The 17,219-nt window shown below is 70.6% G+C and carries 20 protein-coding genes and 1 pseudogene; 10 read left to right on the top strand and 11 right to left on the bottom strand.

Translation table 11 applies throughout. The annotated features are described in order from the left end of the window. The first annotated feature begins 76 nt into the window (after window positions 1-76). Window positions 77-2,155, top strand: coding sequence for a glycosyltransferase family 4 protein (locus tag ABTZ17_RS13470; protein WP_352195723.1), 2,079 nt, complete (start codon window positions 77-79; stop codon window positions 2,153-2,155). Between the two features lie 352 nt (window positions 2,156-2,507). Here the strand turns inward: ABTZ17_RS13470 and ABTZ17_RS13465 are convergent, their stop codons facing one another. From ABTZ17_RS13465 to ABTZ17_RS13450, 4 genes are all read right to left on the bottom strand, one after another. Continuing rightward, window positions 2,508-3,248: an anti-sigma factor gene (locus ABTZ17_RS13465; protein WP_352195722.1), complete on the bottom strand. Its 741-nt coding sequence runs from the start codon at window positions 3,246-3,248 to the stop codon at window positions 2,508-2,510. After that, the gene (locus ABTZ17_RS13460) at window positions 3,232-3,789 is read right to left on the bottom strand and encodes a sigma-70 family RNA polymerase sigma factor (protein ID WP_352195721.1); all 558 of its coding nucleotides are present in this window, start codon (window positions 3,787-3,789) and stop codon (window positions 3,232-3,234) included. The genes ABTZ17_RS13465 and ABTZ17_RS13460 overlap by 17 nt, the downstream gene beginning before the upstream one ends. A 47-nt stretch (window positions 3,790-3,836) precedes the next feature. Then, entirely contained in the window at window positions 3,837-4,466 is a 630-nt protein-coding gene (locus tag ABTZ17_RS13455; RefSeq protein ID WP_352195755.1) for a class F sortase, read from the bottom strand. Between the two features lie 147 nt (window positions 4,467-4,613). Further along, complete coding sequence (locus ABTZ17_RS13450) at window positions 4,614-5,441, bottom strand: DUF4397 domain-containing protein (RefSeq protein ID WP_352195720.1); 828 nt, start codon at window positions 5,439-5,441, stop codon at window positions 4,614-4,616. A 279-nt stretch (window positions 5,442-5,720) separates the two neighbouring features. On the opposite strand from ABTZ17_RS13450, the gene ABTZ17_RS13445 reads away from it, so the two are divergent. Continuing rightward, on the top strand, window positions 5,721-5,948 hold the full coding sequence (locus tag ABTZ17_RS13445; RefSeq protein ID WP_352195719.1) for a hypothetical protein: 228 nt from the start codon (window positions 5,721-5,723) through the stop codon (window positions 5,946-5,948). A 425-nt stretch (window positions 5,949-6,373) separates the two neighbouring features. Beyond that, a pseudogene (locus tag ABTZ17_RS36885) lies at window positions 6,374-6,469 on the top strand (hydrophobic protein); the annotation flags it as partial. Between the two features lie 322 nt (window positions 6,470-6,791). Here ABTZ17_RS36885 and ABTZ17_RS13440 read toward each other — a convergent pair. From ABTZ17_RS13440 to ABTZ17_RS13425, 3 genes are all read right to left on the bottom strand, one after another. Continuing rightward, window positions 6,792-7,586, bottom strand: coding sequence for a YqjF family protein (locus ABTZ17_RS13440; protein ID WP_352195718.1), 795 nt, complete (start codon window positions 7,584-7,586; stop codon window positions 6,792-6,794). Between the two features lie 7 nt (window positions 7,587-7,593). Beyond that, on the bottom strand, window positions 7,594-8,295 hold the full coding sequence (locus tag ABTZ17_RS13435; protein WP_352195717.1) for an SDR family NAD(P)-dependent oxidoreductase: 702 nt from the start codon (window positions 8,293-8,295) through the stop codon (window positions 7,594-7,596). Between the two features lie 384 nt (window positions 8,296-8,679). After that, window positions 8,680-9,366, bottom strand: a complete 687-nt coding sequence (locus ABTZ17_RS13425; protein WP_352195716.1) for an HSP18 transcriptional regulator — start codon at window positions 9,364-9,366, stop codon at window positions 8,680-8,682. 124 nt (window positions 9,367-9,490) lie between these two features. Between ABTZ17_RS13425 and ABTZ17_RS13420 the strand changes: the two genes are divergently transcribed. The 3 genes from ABTZ17_RS13420 (at window position 9,491) to ABTZ17_RS13410 (ending at window position 10,934) form a co-directional block, all read left to right on the top strand. Next, the gene (locus ABTZ17_RS13420; RefSeq protein ID WP_352195715.1) at window positions 9,491-9,925 is read left to right on the top strand and encodes an Hsp20/alpha crystallin family protein; all 435 of its coding nucleotides are present in this window, start codon (window positions 9,491-9,493) and stop codon (window positions 9,923-9,925) included. 126 nt (window positions 9,926-10,051) lie between these two features. Further along, a complete protein-coding gene (locus tag ABTZ17_RS13415) occupies window positions 10,052-10,459 on the top strand; it encodes a DUF2267 domain-containing protein (protein ID WP_352195714.1) in 408 nt (135 codons plus the stop codon). Between the two features lie 31 nt (window positions 10,460-10,490). Beyond that, a complete protein-coding gene (locus ABTZ17_RS13410) occupies window positions 10,491-10,934 on the top strand; it encodes a DUF2267 domain-containing protein (RefSeq protein WP_352195713.1) in 444 nt (147 codons plus the stop codon). 172 nt (window positions 10,935-11,106) lie between these two features. Here the strand turns inward: ABTZ17_RS13410 and ABTZ17_RS36880 are convergent, their stop codons facing one another. The 3 genes from ABTZ17_RS36880 to ABTZ17_RS13395 form a co-directional block, all read right to left on the bottom strand. Continuing rightward, window positions 11,107-11,463, bottom strand: coding sequence for a hypothetical protein (locus tag ABTZ17_RS36880; protein WP_502994664.1), 357 nt, complete (start codon window positions 11,461-11,463; stop codon window positions 11,107-11,109). A 135-nt stretch (window positions 11,464-11,598) separates the two neighbouring features. After that, window positions 11,599-12,162 carry a DUF6328 family protein gene (locus tag ABTZ17_RS13400; RefSeq protein ID WP_352195712.1) on the bottom strand — a complete coding sequence of 188 codons (564 nt, stop codon included), beginning with the start codon at window positions 12,160-12,162 and terminating at the stop codon, window positions 11,599-11,601. Between the two features lie 100 nt (window positions 12,163-12,262). After that, window positions 12,263-12,631 (bottom strand): cupin domain-containing protein, encoded by a 369-nt coding sequence (locus ABTZ17_RS13395; protein WP_352195711.1) that lies wholly within the window; start codon window positions 12,629-12,631, stop codon window positions 12,263-12,265. An 850-nt stretch (window positions 12,632-13,481) separates the two neighbouring features. Here ABTZ17_RS13395 and ABTZ17_RS13390 point away from each other — a divergent pair. The 3 genes from ABTZ17_RS13390 (at window position 13,482) to ABTZ17_RS13380 (ending at window position 15,906) form a co-directional block, all read left to right on the top strand. Next, on the top strand, window positions 13,482-13,769 hold the full coding sequence (locus tag ABTZ17_RS13390) for an STAS domain-containing protein (protein WP_352195710.1): 288 nt from the start codon (window positions 13,482-13,484) through the stop codon (window positions 13,767-13,769). Beyond that, the gene (locus ABTZ17_RS13385) at window positions 13,766-14,275 is read left to right on the top strand and encodes a hypothetical protein (RefSeq protein WP_352195709.1); all 510 of its coding nucleotides are present in this window, start codon (window positions 13,766-13,768) and stop codon (window positions 14,273-14,275) included. The genes ABTZ17_RS13390 and ABTZ17_RS13385 overlap by 4 nt, the downstream gene beginning before the upstream one ends. A gap of 440 nt (window positions 14,276-14,715) precedes the next feature. After that, on the top strand, window positions 14,716-15,906 hold the full coding sequence (locus tag ABTZ17_RS13380) for a PP2C family protein-serine/threonine phosphatase (RefSeq protein WP_352195708.1): 1,191 nt from the start codon (window positions 14,716-14,718) through the stop codon (window positions 15,904-15,906). 127 nt (window positions 15,907-16,033) lie between these two features. On the opposite strand, the gene ABTZ17_RS13375 is transcribed toward ABTZ17_RS13380, so the two are convergent. Continuing rightward, window positions 16,034-16,462 (bottom strand): DUF3052 domain-containing protein, encoded by a 429-nt coding sequence (locus ABTZ17_RS13375; protein WP_352195707.1) that lies wholly within the window; start codon window positions 16,460-16,462, stop codon window positions 16,034-16,036. 392 nt (window positions 16,463-16,854) lie between these two features. Here ABTZ17_RS13375 and ABTZ17_RS13370 point away from each other — a divergent pair. Next, a partial coding sequence (locus tag ABTZ17_RS13370; protein WP_352195706.1) for a sigma factor occupies window positions 16,855-17,219 on the top strand: 365 nt, incomplete at its 3' end.

The following is a 17,219-nucleotide window of genomic DNA, read 5'->3' as shown; positions in this document are numbered from 1 at the left end:
CGGTGCCGGGTGCATCCACAGGACACCCGGCATCGGAACCCGCTGCGTCTGCGTTCGTCCGTACGAAGGAGCCGTGGTGGCCGAATTCACGCCGGAACGGGGGAGCACCCCCACCGCCTCTACCGCGGCCGAGCCGGATCCCCTCGCCTCGGCCCGAGACGCCTTCTACTACGGCCCTCGCGGGCAACAGCGACCCACCGGAGAGCCACCCTGGACGCACGGCAGCGCCAGGATGCTGCTGGACGCCGAGTACGGACCTCGCCCCCTCCTCATGGCCGCCTCCGGTACGCCCCCACGCCCGAACCGGGAGGACGTCGTCGTGGCTTCCCTGCGCCGGGCCTGCCGCCTCGACGTCCCCCTCACCCCCGAGGCCCTCCTGTCACACGCCCATGACCATCCCACGGTCTCCTCCGTACTGGGCGAAATGTGGCCCGACACGGTCCGGCACTTCGGGACCGCCCATGCCGAGGAAACCCTGGCCCGCCTCCTGCACGAGGCGCCCGACACCACCCGCACCGCGTTCCTCCTCGACTGCGCCACATCCACGGGGCTGCGCCCCCTGCCGGCCGCGGAGGCCGCGCGAAGAGCAGCCACCCCGGACCGGACCGTGCGCCACGCGGCCTGGCGCTACCTGCACCTTCTGCCCGACGGTCCGCCGCACCTGCCCGCGGCCGGCACCGCCGAGGACGCCTACGAGCGACTTCTCCTCGACTCACCCGACCCCGAGCCGCAGGACTGCGGCAGCCCACACGGAATCACCGTCGCCCAGACCATGCTGCACGGCGACCTCGACACACCGGGCCAGGGCGCGAGCGGAGGCATGGCCGTCCTCCTCGCCGCCCTCGGAGACCAGCTCGCGGCACACGACGGCATCGACCGTGTGCTGACGGTGGTGACCGCCGACCACGACGCCTCGCACGCGACCCCCGCCTCCTCCTCCAGCGCGCCGCGGACCACTGGATGCTCCGACTGCCCATCGACGCCCCCACCGCTCCTCACCCGGACGACTGGCGCCACCACCGGCCCGCACTCGCCTGGTGGGCCGAACGCCTCTTCACCTCCCTGTCTGCGATCCCGGACCTCGTCCACGTCCGGTACGCGGACGAAGCGGCCCTCGCGCTGGCCCACGCAGCGACCCGGACCGGAGCCCGCCTGCTCTTCACCGCCACCCCCGGACCCGCACCGGACCCTTGTCCGCAAACACACCCGAGCCCACCCCGGCGACACCGCCGCAGAGAAGACCCTCCGCGACGACCTCCACCGCGTCTTCTGCGCCGACCGTCTGGTCGCCCGAGCCGACACCGTGATCGCCATACCCGGACGCACCGGCCCTGACGACCTCCTCCGCTACTTCCCCGTCCTGCGCACCCGCTACGGCCCGCAAGGCCCGCCCGCCCCTCCCGAAGGCATCGCTCCCTACACACCCACCCCACACGAAGAAGCCCTACGGCGCAGACTCCTCGACCGACTCTTCGCAGGCGACTCCCACGCCGCCACCCTGTCCCCCGACGATCGGACCCTGCCCCTGCTCCTTTGCGTGGGCCGCTTGCACCCCGTCAAACAACAAGACCTCCTGGTCCACACCTGGCTGACAACCGAACTGTGGCGCACCACCACCCTCGTCGTGATCGGTGGCACCCCCCATGACCCGTCCCCCCACGAGCAGCGCATGCGCTCCACCATCGACACCCTGCTCCGCGCCCGCGACCCCCTCGCGGCACGCCGGCTGGCCCTGATGCCCGCCATGCCCAACGACACCGTCCGGCGCCTCGAGCACGCCCTGGCAGATCCCGTTCACGGCACACCGGCCTGGTACGTCTGCCCCAGCGCCAAAGAAGAGTTCGGGCTCGCCATCCTGGAGGCCATGGAAGCCGGCCTTCCCGCCGCAGGGCCCCGTCGCGGAGGAGTCGCGCACTACCTGCGCCACGAAGAAAACGGAATCCTGCTGGACACCTCCACCGCCGCAGGTCTCGCGTCCGGCCTCCGCAAAATCGCCTCCGTCCCACCGGAGCAACGCCGACACTGGGGACGCGCCGCCCGCGAGACCGTGACCACCCGCTACGCGATCGCGGACATGGCCCGGGACCTCACGAAGATCTACCAGTCCACCACCGAGCCGAGGCCCGAACACCATACGAGCAGCAACAGCGCATGAAACGACCGCGCATCGAGCCGCCCACCCTCCAGTGGGTCCGATGACAGTGTCACGCCGAGAACCCCACGAGCCCCGACGCCGTGGGGCCGCGCGCAAGAAGGACCCGGCACGAGTACGGCGAGCCCCTCGTACGTCCGGGGCTCGGCAACCGCCCCGTTGCCCGGCCCGACCGGTGCGCACCGGGGAGATGTGCAGCGGCGGGTCGGTGGAAGGGCTCTGATCCTCGAACGGAACCGAGCTTCCCCGGTGCTCGGACTCCTCCATCGAACATGACGAGCAACATGAGGACGAGAAGGACGAGGTCCACGGGCTCGGCTGGACCGAGCTTCGGTGGAGGACCGACCGCGGGACGTCAGCTTGCGTAGGCCCCGCGGACGAGGCTGTCGCCCGAGTGGTCGGGCTTGCCGTTGTAGGGCTGGAGCGAAACGTCGACGACGGAGTACTCGTCCAGGTCGATGTTGGCCGGAACCGGGAGGGTCGCCCTACCGTCCGGGCCGAGGACGCCCATCGACACCAGCTTGGTGTGGGTCCGGTCCATGAGCCACACCTCGAAGTACCCGGTCGTCCGGGGGAGGCCCTTCACGACGATGTCGAGGGTGCGGCTGCCGCTGCGATCTTCCATGCGCGCGTATCCCGCGGAGCTGGCACGCAGGGCATCCAGAGGACGACCTTCGGCCACGGTGCGTGCGGGCGGGTCCTCGGAGCGGGTGGCCCACCAGGTGATCGCACTGCCCGAGGCGGCTCCCAGCAACGCGGCGCAGGCAGCCAGCGCCACGGTGAAGCGGCTCATGCGACCGGCTTTGACACCCGGTGTGACCGAGGGCGGTGCTGCCCGGGGGGCGTCGTGGAGGACGTGCTTGTCAGCCGCCTGCGCCGGCAGCCGGAGCTCGGCGGCGATGCCCGCCCACACGCTGTCCGGCGGGGTGAGGAGTTCCTCTTCGTGACCGGGCTCCTTGGCCACGTTCACGAGGTTGCGGAGGGCGGCCAGTTCCTTGCTGCAGAGCGTGCATCGGTGCAGGTGCAGGGAGGCCGACGGGTCCGGGCTCTCCCCGAGTGCCATCATCACCAGGGTTTCTTCATCGGTGTGCTGCACCGTCCACCTCCAACCGCTTCTTCAACCGCATCAGTCCGCGGCGCGTGTATGTTTTCACCGTTCCGAGCGGCAGGCCGGTGCGTTCGGCGATCTGGGACTGGGACAGGTCCTCGTAGAACGCCATCTTGAGGACCTGCTGCTGTTGATCGGGGAGGGTCTCCATCTCACGCATGAGCGTGACGTACTCCAGCAGTGACTCGGTCAGCGGTACCGACGAGTCGGCCGCGCCGGAGACGGCCATGACGGCCTCCACGTCGCGTAGGTGGCGAGATCGCCGACGCAGCGCGTCGACGATCTTCTTGTGCGCGATGCCCATGATCCAGGTCTTCAAGGACGCCCGCGCGGGGTCGAAGGTCTTCCGGCTGTCCCAGGCCCCGACGAACACCTGTTGGGTGACGTCCTTGGCTTCTTCCGTGTCGCCGAGCTTGCGGATCGCGAGGGTGTAGACGAGCGGACCCCACTGCCGGTAGGCCTCGTTCAGCGACGCCTCGTCGCCGGCGGCGAAGCGCTCGCCGAGGCTGTCGTCCGCATCGGTGGTCACGACCGCAACACTAGCGGCAAGAACCTGTTCACCGCCCCAGGATCCCTTCACCTGGGCACCGCCACTGCGGTGACGACCAGGTTGTTCTGATATCCGCCCCTCTCACGCACGTATGGTGCGGCGCAGGTGATGAGGGTGAGCAGGTGTGGTCCATCTCGGCGGAACGCCTCCGACTCCCCCAGCGCGTCCTTGGCCACCGTGCGGCGAGAGACGATGCGGTAGGTGACCGCGGTCCCTCCCGGCCGCTCCACGGCGACCCCATCGCCCTTCTCGACCTTGCTCAGCGCCGCCAGGACGCCGAGGCCGCGCCCGGTCGCGTCCACATGGCCCACGATCACCGAGGACCCTGCGGAGGATCCAGGGGGCGGGGAGAAGCGGTACCAGCCCACTCGATCGGGGTCCTCCGGTACGACGACCTGTCCGTCCGGCGCGACCCCCACCGGGTCGATCGGGGCACTCAAGCCCAGTCGGGGGATGTGCATGAACGTCGGAGCCGGGATTTTCGACATCGGGGCGTCGTCGGGTTCCGTCTGCGATGGCGACGGCTTCTCCTCCGCCGAAGTGACGGATTCGGCGCGGGTGTTCACGGATGGGGCCGCTCCGAAATCGGTCGAGGTGCCGGAGGCAGCGCGCGTGAGCGTCACCGCCAGCAGGACGCTCAGAAGGACGCCCGTCATCCCCACGACAAGTCCGAGAATCCGCCGTCGCCCCGTGAGGGACCTTGCCATGACGTCAAAGCCTTTCCGGAGCATGTGGGTGGGGGGAGCCGCGGGTGCGGCCGTCGCCCGGAGGCCGACGGCCGCACCCGCGGCTGCTTGCAGAGGTCAGCCGACGTCCGTGCGACGGCGCAGGAGGAATCCGGCCGTGCCCAGGGCGATGAGCGCTCCGACGGAGAGCGCGCCGACCTGCGCGGTGCGGTCGACCGACGTGGCCTGTCCCGTCTCACCGGCGGGGACGCCGGAGGGCGCGGAGTGCATACCTCCGATGGTCTGGGTCTTCAGGGCGAGGTTCTTGTCGGTGGCACTGCCCCAGGCGTAGACCACCGTGTTGCTTCCCTCGGCCAAATCGAGGGTGGCCGGGCCGAGGGCGACCGTGTCGGTGCCCGCGAGGACGACATCGGCGGAGATGCTGCCGGCATCCACCTCGGCCTTGGCCTCCTTGGGGTTCTCCAGCCCCTTGAACACCGGGGTCCCGCCCGCCCGTACGTCCACCGCGGGCGCGGCGGCGACGTGCCTGACGGTGAGGCGGGCCTTGCCGGCCGGCACCTTCGAGGTGTCGTTGACGAAGGCGTCCAGCGTCGGCTTGCCGTCGGCCGTCAAGTGGGCGACCAGGGTGGCGTTGGAACCGGCCGTGACCTCCACGGACTTCTCGATGGCCGGGGTGCCCTTGGGGCCCTCGCCGTCCTTGAAGACCTTGATGTCGTACGACCCTGCCGGGAGCTTGAGCGGATCGGTCAACGTGCCCGGAGTGAAGTCCGGCAGCAGCTCCTTGTCGCCCGCGTACACGTCCACGGTGAGGCCGGGGACGGCGTGCAGGACGGACACGGTCGCCTCGTCGGCCTGCGAGGCGGCCAGCACGGGGGCGCCGGAACCGAGGGTGAGGAGAGCGGCGGTGCCCAGAACCATCGCGGCACCTGCGGAGCGAGAATTCATGACCAGCATCCTTTCGAGCAGTCGAGAAGGTCTCGAACCCTGTGTCGGGGAAGCCTTCGCCGAGGGGTCGCCGAGTGGTTTCACCTCACGGCCGACTTTCTCCAGGCCCGATTCCGATTGCTCCGCCGGTGGGCGGAATGTCACCACAGGTGCATCCGCACCGACCATCAAGGTGGAATGTCCGCATAAAGAGCGTTCTGTGAGCTTGGCGATGTCCAGGGTGGATCGCGCCAGGGAATCGCTCGCAGCCTCCACGTCTCGTATGGAAGGAATCCCGAGATGGTCGTCAAGGCTCTTCACGATGCAGGCCTGCGCAGCGAGCACGCCTACCTCGCCGCCGTCGGATCGATCGGCTTGTCCCTCGCGTCCTGGCTCGCCTCAAACCGGCGGGAGGACCTCGAACGGGCGGACCGCTGGGGAATCTTCGTCGGGGAGTGGGCGCCGACCTTCTTCGCCTTGGGGCTCGCCCTGGCGAACTACGAACGGGACGGCAACGCAACCGACTGACAGTGGCCGGGCCCGACACCCCGGTCGGGCCCGGCCGGCCACCGGACGGGTACCTGCACCCGTGCCCCCATCGCGACGGCGCCCGGGCCTGGCCGGCGGGATACGTTGCTGCTGGCCGAACGGCGCGGGGAGCAAGGCTGACGGACCGTGCCGACTATCTTCATGTCCGGTACCCGAACAAGCGGCCCGTCACCCGGCTCGGCCAGAAGGATGTTGTTCGGCACTGCGAGGACGGCGAACCTGATCGACCCCTTACCGTTCCCGGGGGCCGACGGATGGCACACGCATCGAGAGATGTCTCGGTCGGGCCGGGTGCGATCGATGCCCAGAGGTGAACTGCGTGACCCGCGGCCCCTGCCTGCACTGTCACACCGGAGGCCTCGACCCGGCCGCGTCGACACCGTCCGGGACGCCTTCACAGCCCTCTGATCCTGTTCGGTGCCGGTTCCGCGGTGAAGGTCCTGTGGTGGGCCGCGATCGCAGTCCTGATCCTGAGGTTGGTCGGGGTCGTTGCCCATCCAGAACAGCTCCGGCCGCGGGTAGCCCGGTCATCGCGCACCGCCGCGCGCGAGGGCCCAGGACGTGGCGGTGCCGTGCCCCGACGCCCGGGCGGTCGCCGTCGAGGGATGAGAGCGGGTGACCGCCCGGGCGTCGGGGCCCATGTGCCCAGTCCACGCTTCGACACCTGTGCCCCGTTTCGGTCCACTCGCGCATCCGCCCCGCGAAGCGCCGCTCCCGTTCCGCCGGAACCCGCAGGCCGGACGGCCCTTCCAGCGCGGGCTCTCGATCACTCGCGACGCCCGCTGCAAAGGTCGCACGACGCCTTAGGGGTGCCGGGGTGCGTCAACCCGTCTGCTCGTCTGGTCGGCCCACGGGCTCCGGCGGGCCGAAGACCACCGGGAGGCCCGGCGAGTACAGGACGCTCACGGGTTCGCCCTCAGCTCTCGACAGCCCGGCCGCCGCGACCAGGTCCTCCTCCCAGCCCATCAGGGTGCACCTGCGGAAGGACCAGGCAGGGTGCGCGTTCGGCAGGTAGTAGGTGCGCCCGAGAAATCCCTGGTGCAGCCCCCAGCGCTGGGTGAGGAACTCCTCCAGCGGCGTGGCCGCCACCTGCTCGTCCGCGACATCCAGCCACACCCGTGCCCCGGCACGTGAACCCCGGCGCCGACTGGTGCGGTACAGCAGTCGGCTGTCGAACCATTGGTCCTGAACGCGGGACCACCGGTACGTCAGGCCGAACGCGCCGCGGGCCATCAATACGGGCAACAGCCGGTCACAGTCCAGCGACCGGAACACCACCCCGCGCCGCCCTGCGGCATCGCGACTGTACAGGCGAACGTTGACCTCGCCGAAGCACCCCAGGTACGGCAGGGCAGGCGTGCGGCCGAAGGCGAGGTTCTCCATGCGAAAGAAGACCAGGCCGACGTAGGCCCGACCCTGGTGTAGGTCAGGCACGGTACCGGCCGGCAGTAGCCGGGCCACCTCGAACGCGTCGGCGGGCCAGTGCAGGAACACCAGGTCCCGCCACCGCTGCCGGAACAGCACGTGCCGCACAGGGCGCGGGGCCTGCGGGGTGAGCGGCTCAGCGGGCCGGTCGCCCCGGAACGAGGAGCTGTGCGCGATTCGTCTCTTCGGCATGTCGGACCTACCGCGCGATTTCGAGGACCGCACCGCTGCCGGGACGAACCAGACTCGCTCCTTCGGAGATCGCCCGCGCGATCGCCGCCACCGCCTCCGGAACGGGCAGCCCCCGTGGCAGCCGCGGCGCTCGCCCCACCACGGCGCGTCCGGCGAATCCCGTGTCCATGTGCGGCAGGTTGATCTCCAACACGGTCACTCCCCGGCGTCGCTGCTCACGGCGGACCGCCGTCACCCAGGTGGCCAGCGCGGCCTTGGCGGCGGCGTAGTCCGCCATCCGGGCCGGGGCTGCCTCGGCGACGATCCCGGTGACGGCCGCGAGGACCCCGCCCTCGGGCAACCGGCCCGCGGCGGCCCGCAGGAACGCCATGGGGGCGAGCGCGTTCACCGCCATCAGGTGTTCCGCCACCGCGTCCTCAACCTCTCCGGCCGGCCCGAAGGCTGCGACTCCCAGGCACGTGACGACGCCGTCCAGACCGCCCAGTTCCGCCTCCGCCCAGTCGACCGTCGTCGCGCAGGACGCGGTGTCCCAGGCATCGAAGGCGCGGGCGGGAGCGTGCGCGCACGCCACCGAGACGCGGCTGAGGGCATCGCGGTCACGGCCGGCCAGCGCCGGGAGGGCACCGAGGGCGTGCAGCCGTACGGCGAGCGCCGCCCCGATCTCGCCGGTGGCACCTGGCAGGAGGATCCGCGCACCTCGTAGCTCCATGGCCTGTCTCCCGCTACGTCGAGGACAAAGTACTGATCATCTGATTCGCCGCCCGGCCGCTGCCCGGGTGCAGCCACGGGCACTGGAACGGACACGCGGGCCGACGGTGCTGCGCGCCTGGCAATGGCGGGCGTGAGCACCGCAGGAGGCCGGGCGCGGTGTCGTTGCGTCGTTCCGATTGAATGCGGAGCCGGTGAAAGCCGTGGAACCAGGGGATGGTCCGTTTCACGACCCACCGGTAGACGCCGAGGCCGGAGCCGTGCGGGGGAGCGGGGGGTCGGCTGGTCCGCGTCACGTTCGGGCGCGGCCGAGGGGCGTCGTGGCTGCGGGTACGGGCATGTCGGGGATGTGGGGGATGTCGTCGGGCGTCGGTATCGGTCCGGTTCAGGTCTTGCGTTGGTTGTTGCTGTTCTGGCGGAGTCGGTTGGTGTGGCGGGTGAGGGCGTCGATGCGGTCGGCGATGTCGGCGTCCTGGGGGCGGAGGTGGGCGCGGGTGTCGGTGAGGGGGCGGACGAGTTCGGCCGCGTCGGCTGCGGCGAGTGCGTGGTTGAGGTCGTTCATGGCGTCTCGGGCGTCTTCGTGGAGTCCGGTCAGGGCGGTGATCTGGCTGGCGAGGCGGCGTAGGTCGGCGGCGTTGCCGCGGGCCCAGTCGGTGACGGTGCGATCCGCGGCGCGCGCGTCGCGGGTGGCTTGGACCCGTTGCTCGCCGGTGGACCCGGCCGCGCCGGGGCGCAGGCGGAGGTAGCGGCGTTCGGCGGCCTGCCGGCTGGCGACGCCCAGGGGCGCGGCCAGATCGGTCCAGCTCGCTCCCTGATCACGCGCGGTCTCGATGAGCACGCTCTCCCAGCCCGCGAGCTGCTCACGGACCTCGCGCAGCGTCTGTAGTGCCGCCAGGACGACCTGCGGGTCGGGTTTCCCGCCGACGGCCTCCGGTTGTGGCGCTTCCTCGCGTACGGGGGCTGCGTCCGGGTGTTGCTGTCGGGCGTGTCGGACGGCCTGCTCGATGGCCTCCAATGCGGTCGTGGCTGCTGTGAAGGTGATCGGTGGGGGGTGGGGGTCGGCTTCGGTCATGATCGACCTCTTGTCGTCGGGTGGATGACATCTTGCTTGTCATCGTTTCGATGACATGTTACAACGGAGGCACGTTGAAGCGCATTGGCAGTTCCTGCCTGAACCGACCGGAGGTGTTGTCCAGATGTTGATGCGCACTGACCCGTTCCGTGAGATGGACCGGATCTTCCAGCAGCTGTCGGGGACGTCGGGGACGTGGTCGAAGCCGTCCGCGATGCCCATGGACGCCTACCGCGAAGGCGACGCCTACGTGATCGCGTTCGACCTTCCGGGCGTGTCGACCGAGGCGATCGAGATCGATGTCGAGCGGAACATGCTGACCGTCAAGGCGGAACGCCGCCCGGGCCCGAAGGCCGACACCGCGCAGATGGAGCTCTCCGAGCGGCCCCTCGGTGTCTTCTCCCGGCAGGTCATGCTTGCCGACACCCTCGACACCGAGCGCATCGAAGCCGACTACGAGGCCGGCGTCCTGACCCTGCGGATCCCGATCGCCGAACGCGCCAAGCCCCGCAAGATCGCGATCAACGGCCGGTCGGACCACAAGCAGATCTCCGGCTGAGCCTGCCGAACGCCCGCAACGCCGACAACCCGCCGTGGCGGCGGAGGATGGCTCGGGGCTCCCCCCTCGCCCCGTCCTCCGCCGTCACCCGGGCCTTCCTCATCCCCTCCCGCGGAGGTGACTGAGATGCCGATTCAGTCGGGTACCTTCCTCGACCGCATCCGGGAGAGAGGCGAGTACACCGGCCGGGAAGAAGCCGAACGCGCGGCCCGTGTGGTCCTGGCCTTGCTGGGGGCGCACCTCGTCGGGACCGTGAGGGCCGATCTCGCCGCCCGACTCCCCGAAACCTACTCGCTGGTCCTCCTCAACCCGCTACGGGCCGCGGAACCGCTCACCCCGGAGCGCTTCGTCCGCGCCACTGCGGCCTGGATCGAAGGCGCCACCGAACGAACCGCCCTGTGGGACATCGGCGCCGTTCTGTCCACCGTCGCGGCCACCGTGGACGAGGACCTCCTCGACCGGATCCTGCTCCAACTCCCACCCGGCTACGACCTCCTCTTCGGCCACACCCACCACACCCGACTCCACCACTGACCCCACGCCCGAGCAGAAAGGCGACCGCACCATGCACGACCAGCTCCTCCCGAACCTGGCACAGCCGGCCATGACGTTCGAGCAGATGCTGGAACGCGTCCGCTACGAGGGCGCCTACCCCACCCGCGAACGCGCCGACGAAGCCGTCCGCAACGTCCTCGCCGCCCTGGGCCGTCAGATCGTCGGCGACGAACGCGTCGAACTCGCCCACCGCCTCCCCGTCGAAGCCGCCCTCGCCCTCACCGCCCAGATCCCCGACAACGAACCCCTCACCGGCTGGGGCTTCGTCAAGGACCTCGCCACCCGCACCGGCACCTCCCCGGCCGTCGCCCGCTGGGACACCGGCGCCGTCCTCAACATCGTCGCCCGCCTCACCGGACCCGAACTCCTCGACCGCATCCTCCACCGACTCCCCGACGGCTACGCCCTCCTCTTCGGCCGCGCCGAACTCCGCCGCCCCCAACACGCCGCCTGACGAGCTCTCCGGGGCGGGTGGATCGTGCGGCGGACGATCCTCCGCAGGTGCGACGGCCTGTGAGGCCTTGCTGTCGGTGATCAGACGCCTCACTCGGCCGAGGCCGGCGACGGCCTCGGCCCACCGGCGCGAACGAGGCGCGCTACGTCCCGGCCGGCAGGAGGTCCTCGACTTACTCGTCGGGAAAGAACCGGTCCCTCAGCCGTGTCAGGACGTTGGTGGGTCCGGAGTCGCCGATGACGGCGAGTGCTTCCGCGAAGGTCCCGGCGGACGTGTCGGCCTGGATGACGCGGTCGAAGTAGGCGCTCAGTCCGGGGTGACGCGCCAGGGAGCCCACGGCGTGCCGTGCGGGCCGGTGGTCCATCCCCATCACCAGCAGGAGCCCGTCCCGACCCCGGCGGGTTCGAGGGGGGGCGCGCCGGGCGTCGATGGTGGTGGTCTCGTGCTCGCGGAGGGGTTCGTCGGAGCGGCCCTCCAGTCGGGCCGTCTCCAGTAGGTGGACGGTCCGGCCGAGGGGGCGCATGTGCATGTCAGGGGCGATGCAGGTCTCGACAACGCGGCCCTGTCCACGCCGGTGACCGCCGTCAAGCAGGTCGGTCTGGTCGACACCCTGAACAGAAGGGCATGGTCACCTCTACCGGGTCCGGTGAGTCCGGCTTCACCGTCACCTGGGTCGTCGTGCTCGACGGCGCAACCGCAGCGGTAGCACGTACCAGCAGAGCACGAACCAGACCATGACGCCGGCGACGATCAGGAGGGCCAGGGGGGCGGGAAGCACGAGGGTGAGGATGAGCAGCAGGGTGGAGGCGATGGTCAGGGCCAGAAGGACGATGCCGTAGGCCATCATTTTGCCCGCGGTTTCGACCACTTGGTGCTTGAGCCGGAGCCCGCTCAGGCACCGGTGGATGGAGACGGGCGCGATGAGTGCCGCCGTCGAGGACGCTCCCAGCACCACCGTGACGATGTACAGGCCGTGCCCGAAGGCGGACAGACTCTCGAAGCGGTTCGTGAAGGCGATGCTCAGGAGCAGTCCGAAGAGGATCTGGCCGCCGGTCTGGGCGACGCGCGTTTCCTGCAGGATCTCGCCCCAACGACGGTTGACTCGCTCCCGGGCGCCCTCCGGGACAGCGGTCGCGTCTCGGAAGAGGGCCGGGTCCGGGTACCTGTACGGGCGGGCCGAGGTGTCCAGGCCCCCGTGAAGGGGGCGTTGCCCCAACGGTTTCCTCATGGGATTCGTGCCCCTTTCGGGCGACCTCCGCCCGTGCAAGGCGGTTCACCGGCGGTTGTCGAGCCGTGCCGAGGGCCGGTTCGGTGGGTTCGATGCGCAGCTACGGCAGACCCAGGCCGAGGACCGGATCGCACCGTTCGGAAGTGCTGCCGGTGTCGAAGGGTGCCGCTTCGAACACGTGCACCGTGACGGTGGGTCCGGCGTCAGCCACCGCGTACATCCGGTGAAAGAACGTTTCGTCGAAGCAGAAGCCGTGGCCGGCGCCGACCTGTTCCGAGTGTGGGGCACAGCCCAGGCGGGCCCGCTCGTGTGCGAGACCTCCCCGTGCCACGAACACGGCCCCCCGCACTCCTTCGTGGTCGAGGTAGGTCGTGCCCGCCGGCAAACTGCTCCAACTCAGGGCCCAGACCACCACGTCGGCGGCCCGGAACAGCCGGATCCAGCGGCTCTCCCCGTCGGCATCGGCCAACCGGCGTCGCCAGCTCGAATAGTCACGGCCTGCGTCGCAGGCCAGCTCCAAGAGGTCTTGGGGCGGTGCGGGACCTCCGGGCGGCACACGGGCTCGTCTGCCCATCCCTACCACCGCCCTCGCGCTCGGGTCGTCTCACCGTGAAGCTCGATGACTCTGGGGAGCACCTGCCCGCCCCGTACCGTTTCATGGCCCGTGTGTGGCAGCACACGAGGCGTCGTACGCGGTGAGGGACGGGGCTCGCCCGGCGGGGACGAAAGGAGACCGCTGCCGCGACTGGAGCGGATCCCCCCAACTTCCCCGAGTGAGCCGAGTGCGCGAGACCGTCCCCCCGGGTCCCGCGTCACCCCCCGGAGGACACGAACGACGACGTACGCGACAACCTGGAGCCTGCCACTGTCCCGCCCCGTCGAGGAGCGTCCGGCAAGGAGGCGACGAACGCCGGCGGTGGCCCGGCGCCCGCCCCGGCACGCCGCCGGTCCGTGAAAGGGCCGGGGGTAATCGGGGCGGGGCGGGGCGGCGAGGGAGGCCCCTGCATGCCACGGCCGGACGGGAGCGGGTCGGGCGTTCGTTTCGGGGTAGGTGAACCAGTAGCCGTTGGTGTGACCCGCGCTGCCGCATCCCCCTGACAAGTGTGGTGGGGTGCTTCCGGTACGGACCTCTTCGATCGCGTGGCCGCCGTAGGGTCACGCACTTCCTTCCCGTACCTGGAAGGGGAGGGCCACTCCTTACTACCGGGAGGGCAGCGATGGACCGCCTGACCTCGCAATCCGAACATGTTCGTGTGTACGCGTCCGCTCGCTGTCGGGCGGTGATCGACTCCCGCCCGGGTCCCCCCGGGACGGTATGGGTGTCGCTTTCCGGCGAATTCGACATGGACTCCCGGCCCGTCCTCCAAGCGGTCTCGCAGGACGTGGGCGGCGCCCGACTGATGGCCGACGTGTCCCGGGTCGCGTTCGCGGATTCCTCCTTCCTCCATTTCCTGCTCGGCATTCGCGACCGCCTGGTCCTGGTGGGCGAGGTGCCGCGGCAACTGGCGCGGCTGTTCGTCCTGACATGCACGACCACGTTGTTCACCTACGCTCCCGACTCCGCCTTCCCCCGGGACCGGGCCGGGCCCGTGCAAGGGGACCGGTGAACACCCCCGTGCCGGGTGGACCGGTCCTGGGGCAACCCCGGGCCACCCTTCGCGCCCAGGTGGCCGCGTTGGCCGAGGAGGCCGACCGACTGGTCCGGGACGGTACCTGGGAGGTGAGCTCCGAAGACGGGGACCTCGCTCGCCGGGCCGCCGACTCCCTGGCAGCGGTGATCGGCCCACCCGGCTTCCAGGAAATGCTCCCCGGCCTCCAGCGGCTGGAACACCTCCGCGAAGCACTGGCCGTCCTCGCGCTCGCCACCGCCCGCACGCACGGACACCTCGCCTGGTTCCTCGCCACCACGAGCACGGTCCTCACCCCCGTCCTGCACTGGCGGGCCCTGACGGTCGACCGCGGCCGCGCGTTCGGCACCGTCCTGCCCACCACCAGCGAACTCGCCGACGCGGAACACGCTGTCCGCCACCTGCGCACCGCGCTGGCCCGCACAGCGGCCGACACCCGGAACAAGGACGCTGACGACCCCCAGGACCCAGGGCCGGCCTCCTGACCCCATCCCGCCCCGCGGGGGCACCGGAGCGCAACAGCTCCGTAGCCGTCGGGGGCGCGTGATGGGTTGGTCGTCCGCCGGGTCGCGGGCAGATTTCCCCACGTGGTCCGAGGCCGGTCGACGCGCTGATCCCGGTCTGCCGGTGGCGGTGGGACGGGGGTACGGTCGAAGAGTCCTCCCGTGGCACGTTTCCGGCGATCAGAGGGGGCTGGCTGCCATGAACGAGACCGGTCCGCGCGTCGGCCGCCGTTGCGCGCCCGCGGGGGCCCGCTCCGGCGGTGCTCGGAGAGGTCGATTTCTCGCACCAGCCGACGCCGAGGGGGGACTTCCCGCCCGCCACCGACCGGCAACGGAGGGCATCCCCTCCGGGAACGCCGGTGTCCGCTTCGTCCTCCCGTCGTTTCCGGGAATGAGAAGGAGAAGATGACGAGGAGGTTGACGTGGTGGATGAGCGGAGCGGTCTGGCCGGTGTGCTGGCGGCGGCGGAGGCCGCGGCGCCGGTGAATTCCCTCGACGTCGTGGCACGCGACCTACGCGAGCGGTTCGGTGCCACGTACGTGTCGTTCCTGTTCGTCGACGTCGTCGGCCGACGCCTGCTGCGCGTCCACGACACCGCGGGTCCGCCACGTGAGGGCCGTGCTGCGCAGGTGCCCCTGGAGGGAAGTGACGTCTACGACGAGGTCCTGCGCGGCCAGCACGTGGTGGTGACGGCCGACCGGGGCGACGGGCAGCGGGTCCTGGCGCCGGTGACCAACCGCGGGGACACCATCGGCGTCCTGGAGCTCTTCCTCACCGACCTCGCCCCCGGCGTCCTGGAACACGTCGGGGAAGCCGCCCACGCGCTGGCGTACATCATCGTCACCGACCGCCGCTTCACCGACCTCTACCACTGGGGCAACCGCACCACCACCGTCAGCCTCTCCGCCGAGATCCAACGCCAGCTCCTGCCGGCCGCCTCCGCCTGCGAAGCACCCCAGTTCACCCTTGCCGGAGCCCTCGTGCCCGCTTCCGACATCGCCGGCGACACCTACGACTACAGCCTCGACCAGCACACCCTGCACCTGTCGATCACCGACGCCATGGGCCACGACGTCAACGCCTCCCTCATGGCCACCCTCCTCGTCAACGCCTCCCGCGGCGCCCGCCGCGCCGGCGAATCCCTCCCCGAACAAGCCCACCAACTCCACCAAGCCCTCCTCGACCACGGCCACCACACCCTCGCCACCGGCCAACTCCTGCGCATCGCCCTCGACGGCACCCACGCCCAAGTCGTCAACGCCGGCCACCCCTGGCCCCTACGCCTCCGCGACGGCACCGTCACCGAACTCGAACTGACCGTCGACCTCCCCTTCGGAGTCCCCCTCCAAGGCCCCTACCACGTACAGAACCTCGACCTGCGCCCGGGCGACCGCCTCCTGTTGCACACCGACGGCATGCAGGAACGCGACGCCGACACCGTCGATCTGGCCGGTCTGCTCCGCAAAACGGGCGACGATCACCCCCGCGAGGTCGTCCGCGCCCTGGTCGGCGCCGTCGCGGACGCCTATGACGGTCGGCCGCCCAGGGACGACGCCACCGTCCTGTGCCTGGACTGGCACGGCCCCGAGACCGTGCCCCCCGCCGCCCTCTGACACCCACGGGCCACCAGAAACCGAAACGTACAGTAGCCACTACAGGCTCTGATTCACCCCGAAGGGGACCTGCCCCCTTCGTGGCGTGCGGTACCACGCGCGGCGAAGGGGGCCGGAACGTGTCGGGTTACCGTTTCTTGGCTGCTTTCGGTGCGAGGAGCCTGGCGCCGTTCCACTCCTTGCCCGCGTTGATGCTCCGCGTCGCGGACAGGCCCGCGGTGGTGGAAGCCTCCCCGATCTCGCTGGGCTCGACGTAGCCGTCGCGTCCGGACTTCGGCGTCAGGAGGAGGATCGAGCCGCCTTCCTCCGTGTAGGCGATGGCGTCGACCAGGATGTCGGTGAGGTCCCCGTCGTCCTCGCGGAACCACAGGAGCACCGCGTCGGCGATGTCGTCGTAGTCCTCGTCGACCAACTCCGTGCCCGTCGCTTGCTCGATGGCCTCGCGGAGCTGTTGGTCGACGTCCTCTGCGTATCCGATTTCCTGGACCACCTGACCTGGCTGGAAGCCCAGCCTGACGGCCATGTTCGTCTCGTCCTGATCTGGTGTCGCTGACATGGACGACCTCCTACCCCGGGGCGGGTCTTCGATGCCGTGTGCGAGGCGATCCACATCGGATGGACGATCCCCGCAGCCCGCAAACCGCAGCCCGCAGCGTGCCGAACACCGGGCGCAGTCTTCTGCCGCGACGACGGGCGACCGCGAAACCTCGGAAAACCCGCCGGGAGGGCTGCGACAGAGGTTGCCTCGACAGGGCATCGTCGAGGGGGCCCGGCAAGGCGGAACGGGGCCGGGGGTGCGGGCGGGATCGGTACTCGGACTCCTCGCCACCCGAGAACGATTCGGTGCAGAAACGATGCGACTTGTCGCACGGATGTGGCCGCAGGGAGCGTGAGCACTGTCCTCGACCTGGCCGGCCCGGAGCGGCCGTCCGCGATCAGGAGGCTCCGATGACCGTCCATGGCACAGCGGACCGTGTGGCCGCCGAGCTTCCCCGCGACCTGGCCGATGAGCGGATCGCACGCGGCTTGGTCTGCGGAGACCCCCGCAGCCTGGATGCGGCCTACCACCGTTGGGGCCGCTTCGTGCAGGCCCTCGCTTTCCGCTCCTTGGGAGACCGTCAGGACGCCGAGGACCTCACGCAACAGGTGTTCGTGGCCGCCTGGCAAGGTCGGGCCAACTTCCGGCCCGACCGCGGGACCGTACCTGCCTGGCTGACGGGCATCACCCGCCGCAAGGTCGCCGACGCGCTCGCCGCCCGCACCCGCCGCACCGACCTGGTGGCCAGGGCTGCCCGATCCGCGCCCCGCCCCGC

Origin of the sequence: Streptomyces sp. NPDC097619 (assembly GCF_040302735.1) — a bacterium.
In the GTDB taxonomy this organism is placed as follows: domain Bacteria; phylum Actinomycetota; class Actinomycetes; order Streptomycetales; family Streptomycetaceae; genus Streptomyces.
The sequence above is the reverse complement of the archived record's forward strand: the minus strand, read 5'-3'. Positions and strand labels throughout refer to the sequence as shown.